17 protein-coding genes are annotated in these 19,097 nt (G+C 66.1%); 9 read left to right on the top strand and 8 right to left on the bottom strand.

The features are described 5' to 3' along the window. Nucleotides 1-52: 52 nt before the first annotated feature. The 3 genes from ACFTR6_RS14715 to ACFTR6_RS14705 are packed head-to-tail and all read left to right on the top strand — an operon-like array spanning nt 53 to nt 2,728. The gene (locus tag ACFTR6_RS14715; RefSeq protein ID WP_377958435.1) at nt 53-1,021 is read left to right on the top strand and encodes an ABC transporter ATP-binding protein; all 969 of its coding nucleotides are present in this window, start codon (nt 53-55) and stop codon (nt 1,019-1,021) included. After that, on the top strand, nt 1,018-1,776 hold the full coding sequence (locus ACFTR6_RS14710; RefSeq protein ID WP_087873432.1) for an ABC transporter permease: 759 nt from the start codon (nt 1,018-1,020) through the stop codon (nt 1,774-1,776). Before ACFTR6_RS14715 ends, ACFTR6_RS14710 begins: the two co-directional genes overlap by 4 nt. Before the next feature lie 7 nt (nt 1,777-1,783). Next, the gene (locus ACFTR6_RS14705; RefSeq protein ID WP_377958434.1) at nt 1,784-2,728 is read left to right on the top strand and encodes a heme A synthase; all 945 of its coding nucleotides are present in this window, start codon (nt 1,784-1,786) and stop codon (nt 2,726-2,728) included. A gap of 648 nt (nt 2,729-3,376) precedes the next feature. On the opposite strand, the gene ACFTR6_RS14700 is transcribed toward ACFTR6_RS14705, so the two are convergent. Further along, complete coding sequence (locus ACFTR6_RS14700; RefSeq protein WP_377958433.1) at nt 3,377-4,324, bottom strand: heme o synthase; 948 nt, start codon at nt 4,322-4,324, stop codon at nt 3,377-3,379. A 517-nt stretch (nt 4,325-4,841) separates the two neighbouring features. Here ACFTR6_RS14700 and tkt point away from each other — a divergent pair. Genes tkt through pgl form a run of 6 tightly spaced genes read left to right on the top strand, consistent with a single transcriptional unit; the run spans nt 4,842 to nt 13,085 of the window. Beyond that, a complete protein-coding gene (gene tkt, locus ACFTR6_RS14695; RefSeq protein WP_377958458.1) occupies nt 4,842-6,959 on the top strand; it encodes a transketolase in 2,118 nt (705 codons plus the stop codon). Nucleotides 6,960-6,989: 30 nt separating this feature from the next. Beyond that, the gene (gene tal / locus ACFTR6_RS14690; protein ID WP_087873429.1) at nt 6,990-8,108 is read left to right on the top strand and encodes a transaldolase; all 1,119 of its coding nucleotides are present in this window, start codon (nt 6,990-6,992) and stop codon (nt 8,106-8,108) included. A gap of 6 nt (nt 8,109-8,114) precedes the next feature. After that, nucleotides 8,115-9,749 carry a glucose-6-phosphate isomerase gene (locus ACFTR6_RS14685; protein ID WP_377958432.1) on the top strand — a complete coding sequence of 545 codons (1,635 nt, stop codon included), beginning with the start codon at nt 8,115-8,117 and terminating at the stop codon, nt 9,747-9,749. 15 nt (nt 9,750-9,764) lie between these two features. Then, the gene (gene zwf, locus ACFTR6_RS14680; RefSeq protein ID WP_377958431.1) at nt 9,765-11,339 is read left to right on the top strand and encodes a glucose-6-phosphate dehydrogenase; all 1,575 of its coding nucleotides are present in this window, start codon (nt 9,765-9,767) and stop codon (nt 11,337-11,339) included. Next, nucleotides 11,336-12,277 (top strand): glucose-6-phosphate dehydrogenase assembly protein OpcA, encoded by a 942-nt coding sequence (locus ACFTR6_RS14675; protein WP_076803190.1) that lies wholly within the window; start codon nt 11,336-11,338, stop codon nt 12,275-12,277. The genes zwf and ACFTR6_RS14675 overlap by 4 nt, the downstream gene beginning before the upstream one ends. Further along, nucleotides 12,267-13,085: a 6-phosphogluconolactonase gene (pgl, locus tag ACFTR6_RS14670; RefSeq protein WP_076803192.1), complete on the top strand. Its 819-nt coding sequence runs from the start codon at nt 12,267-12,269 to the stop codon at nt 13,083-13,085. Before ACFTR6_RS14675 ends, pgl begins: the two co-directional genes overlap by 11 nt. Here the strand turns inward: pgl and ACFTR6_RS14665 are convergent. The 7 genes from ACFTR6_RS14665 to whiA all read right to left on the bottom strand — a co-directional run bounded on the left by ACFTR6_RS14665 (nt 13,056) and on the right by whiA (nt 19,089). Further along, the gene (locus ACFTR6_RS14665) at nt 13,056-13,433 is read right to left on the bottom strand and encodes an RNA polymerase-binding protein RbpA (RefSeq protein WP_076803194.1); all 378 of its coding nucleotides are present in this window, start codon (nt 13,431-13,433) and stop codon (nt 13,056-13,058) included. The two genes, pgl and ACFTR6_RS14665, sit on opposite strands and share 30 nt — an antisense overlap. Nucleotides 13,434-13,585: 152 nt before the next feature. Then, complete coding sequence (gene secG / locus ACFTR6_RS14660; protein ID WP_087873427.1) at nt 13,586-13,843, bottom strand: preprotein translocase subunit SecG; 258 nt, start codon at nt 13,841-13,843, stop codon at nt 13,586-13,588. A 49-nt stretch (nt 13,844-13,892) separates the two neighbouring features. Then, a complete protein-coding gene (gene tpiA / locus ACFTR6_RS14655) occupies nt 13,893-14,708 on the bottom strand; it encodes a triose-phosphate isomerase (RefSeq protein WP_076803198.1) in 816 nt (271 codons plus the stop codon). 116 nt (nt 14,709-14,824) lie between these two features. Continuing rightward, nucleotides 14,825-16,051, bottom strand: coding sequence for a phosphoglycerate kinase (locus ACFTR6_RS14650; protein WP_076803200.1), 1,227 nt, complete (start codon nt 16,049-16,051; stop codon nt 14,825-14,827). A gap of 10 nt (nt 16,052-16,061) precedes the next feature. Next, nucleotides 16,062-17,072, bottom strand: a complete 1,011-nt coding sequence (gene gap / locus ACFTR6_RS14645) for a type I glyceraldehyde-3-phosphate dehydrogenase (RefSeq protein WP_076803202.1) — start codon at nt 17,070-17,072, stop codon at nt 16,062-16,064. A 276-nt stretch (nt 17,073-17,348) separates the two neighbouring features. Beyond that, on the bottom strand, nt 17,349-17,972 hold the full coding sequence (locus ACFTR6_RS14640) for a superoxide dismutase (protein ID WP_076803204.1): 624 nt from the start codon (nt 17,970-17,972) through the stop codon (nt 17,349-17,351). Between the two features lie 136 nt (nt 17,973-18,108). Beyond that, complete coding sequence (gene whiA, locus ACFTR6_RS14635; protein WP_076803206.1) at nt 18,109-19,089, bottom strand: DNA-binding protein WhiA; 981 nt, start codon at nt 19,087-19,089, stop codon at nt 18,109-18,111. Nucleotides 19,090-19,097: the final 8 nt, after the last annotated feature.

Genomic DNA, 19,097 nt, shown 5'->3' with positions numbered 1-19,097 from the left:
GCCCGGCACCCCGGCTCGAGCGTGAGAGTACTACTTCCCGTAGAATACTGGGGTGCGATCCCCCAAATCCCCCGTCCTGACCATCGACGGGCTCATCAAGGACGTCGGTCCGCTCCCCGCCCTCGATGGCAAGATGCTCAGGGTGGTGAGCGACGTCTCACTCGTCGCCGGCCGCGGTGAAGTCACGGCGCTGCTTGGAGCCAACGGTGCCGGCAAGACTACCACCATCGAATGCGCGCAGGGGCTGCAGAAGCGGACGGGCGGATCCATTACGCTGCTCGGTGCCGACCCCGGCACTGCCAGCGCGGAACTGCGCGCCCGCGTCGGCGTCATGCTCCAGGACGGCGGCCTCCCGCCGTCGGCCCGTCCCATTCCCCTGCTCCGGCACATTGCCGGCATGTACCGCAATCCCAGGCCCCTGGATGAACTGGTGCAGCGGCTGGGCATCGACACTTTCAGCGGGACCAACGTCCGCCGGCTGTCCGGCGGGCAGAAGCAGCGGCTGGCCCTCGCCGCTGCGCTGATCGGCAATCCGGAGGTCCTGTTCCTGGATGAGCCGAGCGCCGGGCTGGACCCGCAGTCCCGGCAGCTGGTGTTCGACCTGATCGGGGAACTCCGGGACAGCGGCATGGGGATAGTGCTCACCACCCACCTCATGGATGACGCGCAGCGGCTGGCCGACTACGTGTACATCATCGACGCCGGCAGGAACGTTGCGGAGGGCACCGTTGCCCAGCTGCTGCAGCACAGGATGCCGGAAACGCCCCACAAGGACCACATCCGGACGCTGCACTTCGAAGCCGTGCCGGGACTGGATTTCGCCGGCGTCCTGCCTGCCGAGGTCGAGGTCCGCGAGACGCGTTCCGGCAGCTACACCGCCACGGGCGCGCTGACCCCGGACGACCTTGCCGCGCTGGCCGCATGGTGGGCGCAGCACGGCATCATGCCGGGCTCCCTGAGCATGGAGGCCCGGAGCCTCGAAGATGTATTCCTTGACATTTCCGGAAGGGAAATCCGATGACGACAGCCACGGGCAGCACCCCCGCTCCCCTGCTCCGCCGGATCCTCCTGCAGGGCAAATACGAGGCCGCGACCATGCTCCGGAACGGCGAGCAGCTCATCCTGGCCGTTGTACTGCCGCTCCTTGCCCTGGTCGGGCTGACGGTTACTCCGCTGCTGGACGGCATCGGGGACAGCCGGATCAACGTTGCCGTTCCGGGCATCCTCGCGCTCTGCGCCATGTCCACGGCGTTCACGGGCCAGGGCATCGCGACGGGCTTCGACCGGCGGTACGGCGTGCTGCGGTTCCTGTCCACGACGCCGCTGGGCCGGGCCGGCCTCATCGCCGGAAAGATCCTGGCGGTGCTGGCTGTCCTGGTAATCCAGGTGGTCATCGTCGCCGCCGTCGCCTTCCCGCTCGGCTGGCGGCCGGATCCGCTGGGCGTGGTTCCCGGCCTGGGCCTGCTTGTCCTGGGCGCGGCGGCGTTTACGGCCCTGGGCCTGCTGGTGGCCGGCACCGTCCGGCCCGAGGCCACACTGGCCATCACCAACCTGCTGTGGATCCTGCTGGGTGCCCTCGGCGGCATCGTGATCCCCATGCAGCGGCTGCCGGAACTCGCCCAGAGCACCGTCCACCTGCTGCCGTCCGGGGCCCTTGGTGAAGGGTTGCGGGACGCGTTCCTGCACGGCGCCGTGAACGGCAATGCTGTCCTTGTCCTGCTGATGTGGACGGTCCTCGCCGGCGCAGCAGCCATCCGCTGGTTCAAATGGAATTGAGAATAAAGTGAGCACGGCTTCACGCCTCCCCCAGTTCGTCGGCCGCCTGGCATCCAAGCTGCCCGTCACCGTCGATTCGACAGTCCGCCGCCTCGCTGTGCTGTCCCTCATCGGGCAGACGGTCCTGGTGGTGACCGGCGGCGCTGTCCGGCTGACCGCCTCCGGTCTGGGCTGCCCGACGTGGCCCCGCTGCACGAACGAGTCCCTCGTGAACACCCCGGAAATGGGCATCCACGGGTTCATCGAGTTCGGCAACCGCCTGCTGACGTTCGCCCTCGCCGCCGTCGCCGCACTCATGCTCGTGTACCTGTGGAACCTGCGCAAGGAGCGCAAGGACCTCTTCCTGCTGGCACTGGGTCTGCTGGCGAGCATCCCGGCGCAGGCCATCATTGGCGGCATCACCGTGCTGACGCAGCTGAACCCGTGGGTGGTGGGCCTGCACTTCCTGGTCTCGATGGCCCTGGTGGTCTTCGCCACGCTGCTGGTCAACCGGGCCTACGGGAGGACAGGCAGGTTCCGGACCCACTCCCTGGCCGCGCTGCCGGGCACCCTGCGCCCGGTGATGACCGCCGTCGCGCTTTTCTCTGCCGTGGCCGTGATGCTGGGCGTCGTGGTGACCGGAGCCGGACCGCACGCGGGTGATGCCGATGCGCCCCGCAACAACCTCGACTGGGACCTCTTCTCGCACATCCATGCCGTGCCCGCGTACCTCGTCACTGCCGGCACGCTGGTCGCCGTGTACTTCGTGTTCCGGCGCGGAATTGCGGGGATCTTCCGGACGGCTGTGCTGATGCTCCTCGGCGTCACCGTGCTCCAGGCCGCCATCGGCTTCACGCAGTACTACAACGGCATTCCGGCGCTCCTCGTCGGGGCGCACATGCTGGGCGCGGCCCTGCTGATGAGTGCGGCAACCAACGCAGCCGACGTCGCCCGCTCCAGCCCCGTCGAGTAGCCTCCAACGCCCGCTCATTCCCTGCCGCTTCTTCCCCGACGCTCTATCACTTCCTGTCGGGTTTTCCCCGACGCTCTATCAGTTCCTTTCGGGTTCTTTTCAACGCTCTATCAGTTCCGCGTCCCCAGGTCCTGCGGGAATTCTCGAGACGTTTGATCACTGTCGCCGCCATGAGGGGCGGGCTCTCTCCCGCAAAGAGACCGCACGACGTCGTTGGCGCTGGGCGACCGGCGATGGTGTTTGTCCACGTTCTGCGGTCCGAACCGCCAGCCAGCTTCGGGGAGGGTGCCTCGATCTGAACTGGTCCCATGATGCTCCACACGGTCTACGAGCGCTTACCGTTGCAGGAGTTGGCGGTCCTGGACAGGCCGCGTCGTGCATTTCCTCTGGCGCCAGGCAGCACCGCGCGGCGCGCCTTGGTGGACCCACGGCATTCAGACACTTCGTATGAGACGAGTAATGCTCCCTGACATTGGTCAGGGAGCATTACTGTCTTCAGTGCAGGATCTGATGGGGCGTCGGGGGAAAGCCTGCAGGATCTGATGGGGCGTTGGGGGAAAGCCTGCAGGATCTGATGGGGCGTCGGGGGAAAGCCTGCAGGATCTGATGGGGCGTCGGGGGAAATCCTGCAGGATGTGAGGACGCGTTTTAGCCCATGATCGGCGTGCCGACGAACGGGTCGACGGCCAGCGCGATGAAGAGCAGCGTCAGGTAGCTGATGGAGCCGTGGAAGACCTTCATCGCGCCCTTGTCCGAAAGGTCGCCGCCCTGCGCCCGGTTGTACAGGGCGTGGGACTCGTAGAGGAACCAGGCACCGGCCAGCACGGCCACAGAGGTGTAGACCCAGCCCGCGCTGCCCGCCGGGATCATCAGCAGCGAGCACGCGACCATGGCCCAGGCGTAGAGAACCACCTGCACGGAAACGACCCTGGCGCCGGCGATGGCACCGAGCATCGGCACGTTGGCGTTGCGGTAGTCCTCGCCGTAGCGCATGGACAGCGGCCAGTAGTGCGGCGGGGTCCACAGGAAGATCACCATGAACAGCACGATGGCCGGCCACTGGACAGTGTTGGTGACGGCGGACCAGGCGATGAGGACCGGGAAGCAACCCGCAGCGCCGCCCCAGACGATGTTCTGGGCAGTGCGCCGCTTGAGGATCATCGTGTAGATGACGACGTAGAAGACGATGGCACCGAGTCCAAGCCATGCGGAGAGCGGGTTGGCGCCGAACCATAGGATGGCTATGGCCGCCGCGCCCAGCAGCCACGCAAACACCAGCGCCTCGCGTGGCGTTACCTCACCGGTAACGAGGGGGCGGTTCTCCGTACGGTGCATCAGCTTGTCGATGTCACGGTCGATGTAGCAGTTGAATGCACCGGCGCTGCCGGCGGCAAAGGCGCCACCGACAAGGGTTGCCATGATGAGCCCCAGGGACGGGAAGCCGCGCTGTGCGTAGATCATGGTGGGCAGGGTGCTGACCAGCAGGAGTTCGATGACTCTGGGCTTGGTGAGTGCAAGGTACGCCTTCGCCTTGCGGGCTAGTCCGGCTCTTCCGTGGACCCGGGAAGAGGTCAGCGGCGTATCTGTTGTGCTCACGTGGCAGTCACTCTGTTTCTGTCTGGCTGTTCGTCTGACCAGTCCGTCTGGACGTATGGTCCGGACTGATCCCTCAACGGCGGTCGGCAGGGCTGTCATGCGGGCGCTTGAGCCCGCCCTGTCCGCCGGTGGCCTCCCGATATCATACCGCGGTCCCGCATGGATCGCTGGCATCGGCGTGTGACGGCAAATCACTGAAAATGATTCGTTCGAGCGTGCTTCGATCACATTAACGCAGCCTCACGGCACGAAAGATTCATAAAAGAGAAATTGCGTCCAACTGGTGAGATTTTGACCGCTCGAAGTGTGGAATAGAGCTAAGCTGTCTGCAGATCAGCGCACGCTGGAAGACGGGCGAGAAACCGCATTCCATCCCGTCGGGCGACTGAATGAAGATCAACGTTTCAATGGTGAACGGCTGGTACACCTAAATGCAGCGGGCACCAATTATGCCCTGCCGCTGTGTGCCATTACCGTCTGCCGTTAACACAGAGAGGGGCCCGGTTACGTGGCACATTTGACAGAGCAGGAACTGACCTGGACCGACCTCGACAAGCGCGCCGTTGACACTGTGCGTGTCCTGGCCGCCGACGCCGTGGAAAAGGTGGGCAACGGCCACCCCGGCACCGCGATGAGCCTGGCTCCGGCCGCATACCTTCTCTTCCAGAAGCTCATGCGCCATGACCCGAAGAACCCGGACTGGATCGGCCGTGACCGCTTCATCCTCTCCCCCGGCCACTCCTCGCTGACCCTGTACATCCAGCTGTTCCTCTCCGGCTACGGCCTGGAGCTGAAGGACCTGGAAGCACTGCGCACCTGGGGCTCCCTGACCCCGGGCCACCCGGAATACAAGCACACCGCCGGTGTTGAAATCACCACCGGCCCGCTGGGCCAGGGCCTGGCCTCCTCGGTGGGCTTCGCCTACTCCCAGCGCCGCCAGCGCGGCCTGTTCGACGCCGATGCTCCCGCCGGCGAGAGCCCGTTCGACCACACCATCTGGGTCATCGCCTCCGACGGCGACCTCCAGGAAGGCGTCACCTCCGAGGCTTCCTCCCTGGCCGGGCACCAGGAACTGGGCAACCTCGTGGTCATCTACGACGAGAACCACATCTCCATCGAGGACGACACCGACATCGCCTTCACCGAAGACGTCCTGAAGCGCTACGAGTCCTACGGCTGGCACACCCAGCGCGTGGACTGGACCAAGACCGGCGACTACGTCGAAGACATCCAGGAGCTCTACTCCGCACTGCTGGCGGCCAAGGCGGAGACCTCCAAGCCGTCCATCATCTCCCTGCGCACGATCATCGGCTACCCGGCCCCCAAGAAGCAGAACACCGGCAAGATCCACGGCTCCGCCCTCGGATCCGAAGAAGTGGCAGCACTGAAGAACGTCCTGGGCTTCGACCCGGAGAAGTCCTTCGAGGTTGACCAGGAAGTCCTGGCCCACGCCCGCCAGGTGGTGGACCGCGGTGCCCACGCCCGCAAGGAATGGGAAGAGTCCTTCTCCGCCTGGCAGTCCGCCAACGCGGAAGCTGCCGCCCTGCTGGAGCGCATTGAAACCCGCCAGCTGCCCGCCGAGCTCGACGGCGCCCTCCCCGTTTTCCCGGCCGGCAAGGACGTTTCCACCCGCGCCGCCTCCGGCAAGGTCCTGAACGCGATCGGCCCGGTCATGCCGGAACTCTGGGGCGGTTCCGCTGACCTCGCCGAGTCCAACAACACCACGATCGAGGGCTCGCCGTCGTTCATCCCGGCCTCCCGCTCCACGGAAGCCTGGAAGGGCAACCCGTACGGCCGCGTCCTGCACTTCGGTATCCGCGAGCACGCAGCCGCGTCGATCGTGAACGGCATCAGCCTGCACGGCAAGACCCGCGCGTTCTCCGGCACGTTCCTGATCTTCAGCGACTACCAGCGTCCCGCCATCCGCCTCTCTGCCCTCATGGGCGTGCCGTCCCTGTACGTCTGGACGCACGACTCCATCGGCCTCGGCGAAGACGGCCCCACCCACCAGCCGGTGGAACAGCTCGCCTCGCTGCGTGCCATCCCCGGCCTGGACGTCGTCCGCCCGGGTGACGCCAACGAGGTGGCCGTAGCGTGGAAGACCATGCTCGAGAACCACGAGAACCCGGCCGGCATCGTCCTCACCCGCCAGAACATCCCCACCTACGAGCGTGGCGAGGGTGCAGCCGAAGGTGACACCTTCGCGTCGACCGCCGGCGTCGCCAAGGGCGGCTACGTGCTGGCCGAGGCATCCAGGGACGGCAAGAGCGTCGACCCGCAGGTCATCCTGATCGGCACCGGTTCCGAAGTCCAGCTCGCCGTCCAGGCCCGCGAGGCACTGCAGGCCGAAGGCATCGCGGCCCGCGTGGTCTCCATGCCGTGCGTCGAGTGGTTCAACAAGCAGGACGCCGCCTACCGCGAGGCTGTCCTGCCCGCAGCCATCAAGGCCCGCGTTTCCGTTGAGGCCGGCCTGTCGCAGGGCTGGCGCGAGTTCGTCGGCGACGCCGGCCGCTCCATCAGCCTCGAGCACTACGGCGCATCCGCCGACTACAAGCGTCTGTTCCAGGAATTTGGCATCACGGCAGAAGCAGTTACCGCCGCCGCCAAGGAATCCCTCGCCGGACTCCAGTCCTGACAGCACCCCCACAGTTCAAGGAGATTAGAAATGACTAGCACTCCCACCCAGCAGCTCTCCGACGCCGGTGTTTCCATCTGGCTCGATGACCTCTCCCGCGGCCGCCTGAAGACCGGCACGCTGCAGAAGCTGATCGAAGAAAAGAACGTTGTTGGTGTCACCACCAACCCGTCCATCTTCCACGCGGCCATCACCACCGGCCACGACTACGACGCCGTCATCGCCAAGGAGGCCGCCGCCGGCGCCTCCATCGAAGACACCATCTTCGAAATCACGACGACGGACGTCGCCGACGCCTGCGACCTCTTCGCTCCGATCGCCGCCGCCACCAACGGCGTCGACGGCCGCGTCTCCATCGAGGTGGATCCCCGCCTGGCCTGGGACACCGCCGGCACGATCGCCGAAGCGAAGCACCTGTACAAGAAGGTCAACCGCGACAACGTCCTGATCAAGATCCCGGCCACCCTTGAGGGCCTGGAAGCGATCACGGCTACCCTGGCCGAGGGCATCAGCGTCAACGTGACCCTGATCTTCTCGCTGGAGCGCTACCGGGCTGTCATCAACGCCTTCCAGTCCGGCCTGGAGCAGGCCAAGGAAAACGGCCACGACCTGTCCAAGATCCACTCCGTCGCCTCGTTCTTCGTCTCCCGCGTGGACACCGAAATCGACAAGCGCCTGGACAAGATCGGCACGGACGAAGCCAAGGCCCTCAAGGGCAAGGCCGGCGTGGCCAACGCCCGCCTGGCCTACCAGGTCTACGAGGAGCTTTTCTCCACCGAACGCTGGGCAGTCCTCGCCGAAGCCGGCGCCCGTCCCCAGCGCCCGCTCTGGGCCTCCACCGGCGTGAAGGACCCGGCCTACCCGGACACCCTCTACGTCACCGAGCTCGTCGCCCCCGGCGTCGTGAACACCATGCCGGAGAAGACCCTGGACGCCACGTTCGACCACGGCGTGGTCACCGGCGACACCGTCACCGGCGGTTACGATGAAGCCAACGCCACCCTTAACGCCCTTGATGCCCTCGGTGTCTCCTACAACGAGGTCGTCGCCCTCCTGGAATCCGAAGGCCTCGACAAGTTTGTTGCCAGCTGGAAGGAACTGCTGGCTGACGTTGAAGGCGCTCTCGCCACTGCACGGAAGGCTTCCTAGTCCACAATGAACACACTCAGCTACGACGCCACCGGTGCTGCCCGGAAGGCTCTTGAGCAGCACCTGTCCGCCCTCGTTGAAGACCGGGTTGCCACCCGTATTTTCGCGAAGGACCACACTTTGTGGGGTCCGGATGCGGAGTCCGAGTCGGCTATCCGCCTGGGCTGGGTTGAGGCGGCTACTGTCTCCCGGTCCCTGGTGGACGGCATCCTGGAGCTCCGGGATGCTTTGAAGGCCGAAGGGGTGACCCGGATTGTGCTGTGCGGCATGGGCGGGTCCTCGCTGGCTCCTGAGGTGATCGCCGGCACCGCTGGCGTCGAGCTGACTGTGCTGGACAGCACCGATCCCGAACAGGTCGGCGCTGCCCTTGCGGACCGTCTTGTGGAGACCGCGATCGTGGTGTCCTCGAAGTCGGGTTCTACCCTGGAGACCGATTCGCAGCGCCGGATTTTTGAGCAGGCCTTCACCGATGCCGGCATTGATGCCCGGAGCCGGATCATCGTGGTGACCGATCCGGGTTCCCCGCTGGATAAGGCGTCCCGTGACGCCGGGTACCGGGCGGTGTTCAACGCGGACCCGAACGTCGGTGGCCGGTACTCGGCGCTGACCGCTTTCGGGCTTGTCCCCTCCGGCTTGGCCGGGGTGGACATCGCGGCCCTGCTGGACGAGGCGGAGGAAGCCGCCGAGGTCCTGAATGAGGACGCACCGGAGAACATTGGCCTGGTCCTGGGGGCCGCGCTGGGGGGCACGAGCCCGCTGCGGAACAAGATCGTGATTGCGGAGGACGGCTCCGGCATTGTCGGTTTTGCTGACTGGGCCGAACAGCTCATCGCTGAATCCACGGGCAAGCTTGGCACCGGCGTCCTGCCGGTGGTCGCCGGGCCGAATGCCCCGGAAGTTACCTCCGGCGCTGAGGACGTCCTGGTGGTCCGGCTGGTCAGCACGGACGCCGACGTCGAACTTGGCGAGAACGAGATGGCCATCGCCGGCGGGCTCGCCTCGCAGCTGCTGGTGTGGGAGTTCGCCACGGCCGTGGCCGGGCGCCTGCTGGGCATCAACCCGTTCGACCAGCCCGACGTCGAGGCCGCGAAGGTCGCTGCCCGCGGGCTGCTGGACGCGCAGCCGGAACCGACGCCGGCCAACTTCACCGACGGGGCGATCGAGGTCCGCGGCGGGGAATGGCTGGGTGACGCGGCGACCGCGGCCGACGCTGTTGCGGCGCTGCTGGGACAGCTGGGTGCCGACGGGTACCTGAGCGTGCAGGCGTACTTCGACCGACTGGCGTTCTCCCAGCTTGAGGGTGTCCGGGACGAACTTGCCGCCGTGAGCGGCCGTCCGGTCACGTTCGGCTGGGGTCCCCGGTTCCTGCACTCCACCGGGCAGTTCCACAAGGGCGGTCCCGCGATCGGCGTGTTCCTGCAGGTCACCGCGGCGTCCGCCACGGACCTGGCCATCCCGGAGCGCCCGTTCACCTTCGGTGAGCTGATCGCGGCGCAGGCCGCCGGCGACGCCCAGGTGCTCAGCGAGCACGGCCGGCCCGTCCTGCGCCTGCACCTGACCGACCGTGCGGCGGGCGTGGCCCAGCTGCAGGAGATTGTTTCGTCGCTGGCCAGCAAGGCAGCATCCGCCACTGAGAGCTAAGGCACCGATATCACCATGCCAGATACTTTGAACGGCAAGAGGCCAGCGGGCCGGTCCGGGAACCCGTTGCGGGATCCGCGGGACCGGCGGCTGAACCGGATTGCCGGACCGTCCTCGCTTGTGCTCTTCGGAGTCACGGGGGACCTTGCCCGCAAGAAGCTCATGCCTGCCGTGTATGACCTCGCCAACCGTGGCCTGCTGCCGCCCAGCTTTGCGCTGGTGGGTTTCGGGCGGCGGGACTGGGACAACGAGGACTTCGCCGCTGAGGTGAAGGACGCGGTGACGTCCTACGCACGCACGCCGTTTGACGAGGCGGTCTGGAACCAGCTGTCCGAGGGCATCCGGTTCGTGCAGGGCGCGTTCGACGACGACGCCGCGTTTGAGCGGCTCGGCGAGACGATCAAGGAACTCGACGAGAACCGCGGCACGCGCGGGAACCATGCGTTCTACCTGTCGATCCCGCCGAAGGCTTTCGAGCAGGTCTGCCGGCAGCTCTCCAAGCACGGGCTGGCGCAGGCCGAGGGCGAGAAGTGGCGGCGCGTGGTGATCGAGAAGCCCTTCGGCCATGACCTCGAATCGGCCCGGCAGCTCAATGACATCGTCGAGTCGGTGTTCCCGCAGGATGCGGTGTTCCGCATCGACCACTACCTGGGCAAGGAAACGGTCCAGAACATCCTGGCGCTGCGCTTCGCGAACCAGCTGTTCGAACCGCTCTGGAACGCCAACTACGTGGACCACGTCCAGATCACCATGGCCGAGGACATCGGCACCGGCGGCCGCGCCGGATACTACGACGGCGTGGGCGCGGCCCGCGACGTGATCCAGAACCACCTGCTGCAGCTGCTCGCGCTGACCGCGATGGAGGAACCGATCTCCTTCAACGCCGATGACCTGCGCGCGGAAAAGGAAAAGGTCCTCGCCGCCGTCCGGCTTCCGGAGGACCTCTCCACCCACTCGGCCCGCGGGCAGTTCGCCGGCGGCTGGCAGGGCGGGGAACAGGTGCAGGGGTACCTGGAGGAGGAAGGCATCCCGGCCGACTCCACCACCGAAACCTACGCGGCGATCCGCGTGGACATCAACACCCGCCGCTGGTCCGGAGTGCCGTTCTACCTGCGTGCAGGCAAGCGGCTGGGCCGGCGCGTCACCGAAATCGCGGTGGTGTTCAAGCGGGCACCGAACCTGCTGTTCCAGACTCCCGGGACCGTTGACCACGCCGGTGACGACTTCGGGCAGAACGCCGTGGTGATCCGGGTCCAGCCCGATGAGGGCGCCACGATCCGCTTCGGTTCCAAGGTCCCCGGCACCCAGATGGAAGTCCGGGACGTGACCATGGACTTCGGCTACGGGCACTCCTTCACGGAATCCAGCCCCGAGGCGTACGAGCGGCTGATCCTGGACGTGCTCCTGGGCGAGCCGCCGCTGTTCCCGCGGCACGAGGAAGTGGAGCTGTCCTGGAAGATCCTGGATCCCTTCGAAGAGTACTGGGCCAGCCTCGGCGAACAGCCCGAGCCCTATGCGCCCGGCAGCTGGGGCCCCGCCTCCGCTGATGAGCTGCTAGCCCGCGACGGACGCACCTGGAGAAGGCCATGATCGTAGACCTGCCCAACACCACCACCTCGAACGTCTCGAAAAAGATCCAGTCCCTGCGCGAGCAGGGCGGCGTGATCGCGCTCGGCCGGGTGCTCACCCTCGTGGTGGTCACCAAGTCCGGGCTTGAGGAAGAAGCGATCGAGGCTGCCAACGAGGCCAGCCGCGAACACCCCTGCCGGATCATCGTGCTCGCCGACGCAGGATCGTCCGCGCCGAACCGGCTCGACGCGCAGATCCGCGTCGGCGGGGACGCCGGCGCGTCCGAGGTCATCGTGCTGCGCGGCTACGGCGAACTCGCCGAGGAAAGCGAGTCCCTCGTCGCCGCGCTGCTGCTGCCCGACGCCCCGATCGTGGCCTGGTGGCCGCACGGTGCACCCAAGAACGCCTGCGAAACCTCGATCGGACGCATCGCCCACCGGCGCATCACCGACTCGGCCAACGAGGCCGAACCGCAGGTCGCGCTGGAAAACATCCGGAACACCTACAAAGCCGGCGACACCGACCTCGCCTGGACCCGGCTGACGAACTGGCGGATCCAGCTCGCCGCCGTCCTGGACCAGGTGGACTCCTCCCCCGTCACCGCGGTCGCCGTCGAGGGTGCCTCGGACTCCCCCAGCACCATCCTGCTCGCGGCCTGGCTGACCCTGACCCTGGACGCCCCGGTCACGATCGTGGCCGACCCCGCCGGAACCGGCATCCGCCGCGTCCGGCTCACCCGCGCCAGCGGAGACGTCCAGCTCTTCCGCCCCGGCCTCTCCGTCGCCGAGCTCACCCAGCCCGGGCAGCCCGCACAGCGGATCTCGCTCCCGCGACGCAGCCTCCGCGACTGCCTCGCCGAGGAACTCCGCCGCCTCGACCCCGACGAAGTCTTCGGCGAAGTGATTACTATTGGACTGCCACGTACCAATCTAAGGAGTGTCCGTCCCAGTGAGCGCTGAGCCCAGAGTAAGCATCCATCCTGACTCTTCCGTACTCATGGCCGCCATTGCGGCCCGCCTGATCACCAAGCTCGTGGATGTGCAGGACCGATTCGGTGAAGCAACGGTGGTGCTGACCGGAGGCACGGTGGGCATCGGCACGCTCAAGGCGGTGGCCGATTCGCCCGCCGCCCCCGCGGTGGACTGGGGCAAGGTCAATTTCTGGTGGGGTGACGAGCGCTTCGTCGGTGCCCAGGACCCGGACCGCAATGCGGTTCAGGCGCATGAAGCGCTGCTGAAGCACATCGACGTCGATCCTGCCCGGGTCCATGTTCCCGGGTCCACGGATGACTTCGAGACACCGGAACAGGCCGCAGAGGATTACGCACGCCGCCTCAGCGAGGCTGCGGCGGCCGAGCACGCCGCTGACGCTTCGGATGACCGTCCCGAGGAGCCGGGCCGGCTCCCCCGGTTCGACGTCGTTCTGCTGGGTGTGGGTCCGGACGCGCACGTGGCGTCCCTGTTCCCCGAGCAGGGCGGTATCCGCGAGAAGCAGCTGACTGTTGTGGGGGTCCGCAACTCCCCGAAGCCGCCGCCCGAGCGCATCTCCCTGACGCTGCCGGCGATCAACACTTCCGCTGAGGTGTGGATGGTGGTCGCAGGCGAGGATAAAGCCGGTGCCGTTGGCCTGGCCCTGGCCGGGGCGAACCCGGTGCAGGTGCCCGCGTCCGGTCCGGCGGGCCGGTCCCGGACGCTGTGGCTGATCGACGAGAACGCAGCCTCGCGCGTTCCTGAGCAGCTAGTCAGGAAGGCGCCGGCCGGCTCTTAGCCGCTGCAGCGCTCCAGCCAGAACGTCTTCGGCGTCCTGGCTGGAGCGTCTTTCTTTAACGTATTCCAGGTGGGTCTTGAAGCCTTCTTCCGGCGCTGCAACGGGCAGTCCGGCACCAGGATTGCGGGAAGCCGGGCGACCGCAGTGGCGGCAGTCCCAGATCTCCGGAATCTCGTTGTCCGGCAGCTTAAGAAAAACAGGCCGCGTCTCATGCCCCATGGCGCACCAATAGGAGACACAAATACGCGGCAGGGGCTCCCCTAGAGGATCATCGCCCTGGTTCTTCAATCCGGCTCCCTGAATGACACCCACGCGGGTGCCACGGAATCCTGAAGAGGAATGCACCATGGGAACTCCTCGCTACTAATGGCGGCGCTGCCGTTAGATCCGATAGCGACAGTTTAGTGCGGAGTTCCTCTTGGCGGCAGGGAAAAGCCCGGCCCAATCAGGAACGGATCCTGACCGGGCCGGGCTTTTTGGGCTCGGAGCTTGGGCCGGCGTTAGGAGTCGGCCGCGCCCGTGAAGCGCATCAGAAGGCCCAGGGCGATGATCACGAGGCCCCACGTGACACCGAGGATGACGGTAAACCTGTTGAGGTTGCGCTCGGCAACACCGGAGGACGCCAGCCCCGAGCTCATGCCGCCGCCGAACATGTCCGACAGGCCGCCGCCGCGTCCCTTGTGGAGCAGGATGAGCAGGGTCAGCAGAAGGCTGGTAATGCCCAGCAGGATCTGCAGAATCACATGAAGAACGTCCACGACGGCCTTTCCAAAGTTGGTGGATACGGGAGCGTGCCAGTTGAACGGATTAGTCCGTGACGAGGTGGCTCTCGAACTTGACAATATTAGCAAACTCGGCGGGATCGAGGCTGGCACCGCCCACCAGGACGCCGTCGACGTCGCGTTCCTTGAGGATCGCGGCAGCGTTGCTGGCCTTGACTGAACCGCCGTAGAGCAGGCGTGCCTTGGCGGCCACGTCGGCGTCGAAGAGTTTGGTGAGTTCGGCACGGATGGCCGCGCACATTTCCTGGGCGTCCTCCGGACCCGCAACCTCACCGGTGCCGATGGCCCAGACGGGCTCGTAAGCAACGACGAGTTCGGCTGCCTGCTCCGCAGACAGGCCTTCAACGTCGGCGCGGAGCTGGTCCAGCGTGTGCTCAACATGGGTGCCGGCCTGGCGGATTTCCAGGCCCTCGCCGATGCAGAGAACGGGGATCAGGTTGTGGCGGTAGGCAGCCTTGACCTTGGCATTGAGGACTTCGTCCGACTCGCCATGGACAGTACGGCGTTCGCTGTGTCCCACGAGGACGTACTTGCAGCCGAGCTTGTTGAGGAACTGGCCGGAGATGTCGCCGGTATACGCGCCGGAGTCAAACTGGGACAGGTCCTGGCCGCCGTAGGCAATCTCGAGTTCGTCGCCCTGGACGAGGGTCTGCACACCGCGGAGGTCCGTGAAGGGCGGGAAGACGGCGGCTTCCACGCGGTTGTAGTCGTGCTTGGCGTCGGACAGTGTCCAGGCCAGCTTCTGCAGCAGGGTGATGCCCTGGACGTGGTCCATGTTCATCTTCCAGTTGCCTGCGATCAAAGGCGTGCGGTCAAAGGTGCCGTTGGTTGACGTTGTCACGTGTTCTCCAAAAGTGCCGGTCAAAGGTGCTGATGATGTGAGCAGCCGGCAAGGCGTCTCCCCCGTACGTCCAAGTGAAGCACGGTGCGGAAGGTACCCTGCCGGCTGGTGTCCTGTTAGCGGTCCAGAACGCTCAGGCCGGGAAGTTCCTTGCCTTCAAGGTATTCCAGGCTGGCGCCGCCGCCGGTGGAAATGTGGCCGAACTGGTCATCGGCGAAGCCGAGGGTCCGGACGGCAGCCGCGGAATCGCCGCCGCCGACGACGGTGAACGCGTCCGTCTCCGTCAGCGCCTGGGCGATGGCCCGGGTGCCTGCGGAGAACGCCTCGAACTCGAACACGCCCATCGGTCCGTTCCAGAACACGGTCTTGGCGCCCTTGATCTGCTTGGCAAACGCCGCGGCGGATTCAGGTCCGATGTCCAGGCCGATGCCCTGCGTGCCGAAGCTGCTGCTTTCGATGGCGTCGGCGCTGACCGTTTCATGGTCGGCGTCGGCTGCGAACTTGGCGGCGACCACCACATCCGTGGGGATCACGAAGTCCGTGCCGGCGTCCGCTGCGCGCTTGAGGTAGTCCTGGACGACCGGGATCTGGTCCTCTTCCAGCAGGCTGCCGGCCACCTTGTGGCCCGCCGCTGCCAGGAACGTGAACAGCATGCCGCCGCCCACCAGGATGGTGTCAGCCTTGCCGAGCAGGTTGTCGATGACAGCGAGCTTGTCCGATACCTTCGACCCGCCCAGGACCACGACGTAGGGACGCTGGGTGTCTGCGGTCAGCTTGCGGAGGACTTCCACTTCGGTTCCCACAAGGTCGCCGAGGTAGGACGGCAGCCGGGTGGCGACGTCGTAAACGCTGGCGTGCTTGCGGTGCACGGCGCCGAAGGCGTCGTTTACAAACGCGCCGTTGCTGCCGGTGAGTCCCACCAGCTCATCCGCGAAGGCGCCGCGCTCGGCCTCGTCCTTGCTGGTCTCGCGTGCGTCGAACCGCACGTTCTCGAGCACCAGGACCTGGCCGTCCTGCAGCGATGCTGCCTGCTCCTTGGCCGAGGGTCCCACCGTGTCCTCCGCGAGGGAGACCGGGAAGGAGGCCAGCTCGGCCAGGCGGGTCACCGCCGGCTTGAGGGAGTACTTGTCTTCAGGGGCGCCCTTGGGGCGGCCAAGGTGGGCTGTAACCAGCACGCGGGCACCGGCGTCCGTGAGCTTTCCCAGCACTGGCAGTGAGGCCCGGATGCGGCCGTCGTCAGTCACTGTAGAGCCGTCGAGCGGCACATTCAGGTCACTTCGAACCAGAATGTACCGCCCGCGGACACCTTCAGCGATCAGTTCGTTGAGGGTGTGAGATGTCATGTAGCTAACCCTAGCCCAGCTTTGCGGCGACAAGCTCCGTGAGGTCCACAAGGCGGTTTGAGTAGCCCCATTCGTTGTCATACCACGACACAACCTTGACCTGGTTGCCAATCACCTTGGTCAAACCGGAGTCGAAGATGGACGAGGCGGGGTCCCCGACGATGTCGGAGGAAACGATCGGGGCGTCCGTGTAGGTCAGGATGCCCTGCCACTCGTCGGACTCGGCAGCCTTCTTGAGCGCGGCGTTGACTTCTTCGACGGTGGTCTCGCGGGAGACGGTGACGGTGAGGTCGGTGGCGGAGCCGGTGGGGACGGGAACGCGGATGGCGTAGCCGTCCAGCTTGCCCTTGAGCTCCGGCAGGACCAGGCCGATGGCCTTGGCGGCACCGGTGGAGGTGGGAACCATGTTGATGGCGGCTGCACGGGCACGGCGGAGGTCGTTGTGCGGCCCGTCCTGCAGGTTCTGGTCTGCGGTGTAGGCGTGCACGGTGGTCATCAGGCCGCGTTCGATGCCGAAGTTGTCGTTGACGATCTTGGCGAGCGGGCCGAGGCAGTTGGTGGTGCAGGAAGCGTTGGAAATGATGTGGTGCTTCTCGTTGTCGTACAGCCCGTCGTTCACGCCCATAACGATGGTGATGTCCTCGTCCGAGGCAGGGGCGGAGATCAGGACCTTCTTGGCGCCGGCCTCAATGTGCTTCTTGGCGGCAGCGGCCTTCGTGAAGAATCCGGTGGACTCGATGACGATGTCGACGCCGAGGTCCTTCCAGGGGAGGTTTGCGGGGTCACGCTCGGCGAGGACCTTGATGGCGTTGCCGTTGACGACCAGGTTGCCTTCCTTCACCTCAATGGTTTCGGTCAGGCGACCGCCGACGGAGTCGTACTTGAGCAGGTGGGCCAGCGCTTCGGGGCTGGTGAGGTCGTTGACGGCAACGATCTCAAGGTCCGCACCCTGGGCCAGTGCTGCGCGGAAGTAGTTGCGGCCGATCCGGCCAAAGCCGTTGATACCAATACGGGTCGTCACTTTTCAATCTCCTTTGTGCTTGGGAAGCACAACTAGTTGAGCGGGCTAAAAGCCAACTAACAGATCCCGCACGCCATTGGGCAAGATATTTTTCAGATCGGAGGGCGACCAGCCTCATTGCTGAAGGCTAACCGCCTTCCGTGATCTATCTTACGTTTAAGTTGGTCCGCCCCCGCAAGTGCGGGGGCAGACCGTCCATGATTTGAGCCTAATGACGCCGAATGTGAGATTTGTTACTGCAATATGTACTTCGGGTCACACATTCGGGTATCGCGCTTAAAGCGTGATGAGGCCGGTTGCGTTGGCGCGGGCCGCGGCGAAACGGGCCGAGACGTCTGCCCAGTTGACGATGTTCCAGAACGCCTTGACGTAGTCGGCCTTGACGTTGACGTAGTCCAGGTAGAAGGCGTGCTCCCACATGTCCAGCATCAGCAGCGGCGTGGTGCCCAGCGCGACGTTGCCCTGCTGGTCGTAGAGCTGCTCGATGACGAGGTTGCCGCCGATGGGCTCGTAGGCCAGGAAACCCCAGCCCGAACCCTGCAGGCCGAGGGCGGCTGCGGAGAACTGGGCGCGGAAGGCATCGAACGAACCGAAGGCGTCGTCGATGGCGGCGGCGAGCTCACCTTCAGGCTTGTCGCCTCCGTCCGGGGAGAGGTTGTTCCAGAACACGGAGTGGTTGACGTGGCCGCCGGTGTGGAAGGCCAGGTCCTTGGAAAGACGGTTGATGTTGGCGAAGTCGCCCTTTTCGCGCGCCTCGGCCAGCTGGGCCAGCGCGTTGTTGGCGCCCGTCACGTACGCGGCGTGGTGCTTGCTGTGGTGCAGCTCCATGATCCGTGCAGAGATGTGGGGCTCGAGCGCTGCGTAGTCGTAGCTGAGTTCGGGCAGAACGTACTCGGTCACAAAATCCTCCAATGTCGTGGACAGGTTGTCCGGTTTTGCTAACTCTCGGATTGTGCATCCCGGATGACGGGTCATCCGGAAAACTCCGGTGGCGGCAGCAACGTCCCCCACCTGGTCTTGATTCTATGGGCGCCGTTTACTCGTCCAGCATTTCCGGCGTCACATTGGCATCCGTGCCCGGGATGCCGAGATCCGCGGCGCGTTTGTCCGCCATGGCCAGCAGCCGGCGGATGCGTCCGGCGATGGCGTCCTTGGTCATGGGCGGGTCGGCGAGCCGGCCAAGTTCGTCAAGGCTGGCCTGTTTGTGGGCCACCCGGAGCTCGCCGGCGTACTTGAGGTGGTCCGGGACGTCGTCGCCGAGGATTTCCAGGGCCCGGTCCACGCGGGCGCCGGCTGCCACGGCGGCCTGCGCGGAGCGGCGGAGGTTGGCGTCGTCAAAGTTGGCGAGCCGGTTCGCGGTGGCCCGGACTTCCTTGCGCATGCGCCGCTCTTCCCAGACCATGAGGGCGTCGTGTGCGCCCATCCGGGTGAGCAGCGCGGCGATCGTATCGCCGTCGCGGATCACCACGCGGTCCACTCCCCTGACCTCACGGGCCTTGGCCTGGATCCCGAGGCGGCGCGCCGCGCCGACCAGCGCGAGGGCCGATTCCGGCCCGGGGCAGGTGACCTCCATGGACGAGGACCGCCCGGGTTCGGTCAGGGAGCCGTGCGCCAGGAAGGCGCCGCGCCACACCGCTTCGGCGTCGGCGGCTGAACCGTTGACGACGACGGACGGCAGCCCGCGCACGGGCCGGCCCCTGCCGTCCAGAAGGCCGGTCTGCCGGGCCAGCGCCTCGCCGTCGCGGACGACGCGGACCACGTATCGGCTGCCGCGGCGCAGCCCGCTGCCGGACACGACGATGATCTCGCTCTGGTGGCCGTAGACCTCGGCGATCGCGGCGCGCAGGCGCCGGGCGGTGGAGGCCAGGTCCACCTCGGCTTCGATGACGATCCGGCCCGAGATGATGTGCAGTCCCCCGGCGAAGCGGAGCATGGCCGAGACCTCAGCCTTGCGGACTGATGACTTCTTGATATCCAGGCGGGAGAGTTCTTCCTTGACTGATGCTGTCAGTGCCATGGCACCTT

The organism is Arthrobacter sp. NPDC057009 (assembly GCF_042673905.1).
Taxonomy (GTDB): domain Bacteria; phylum Actinomycetota; class Actinomycetes; order Actinomycetales; family Micrococcaceae; genus Arthrobacter.
This window is presented reverse-complemented; position numbering and strand designations above follow the sequence as displayed.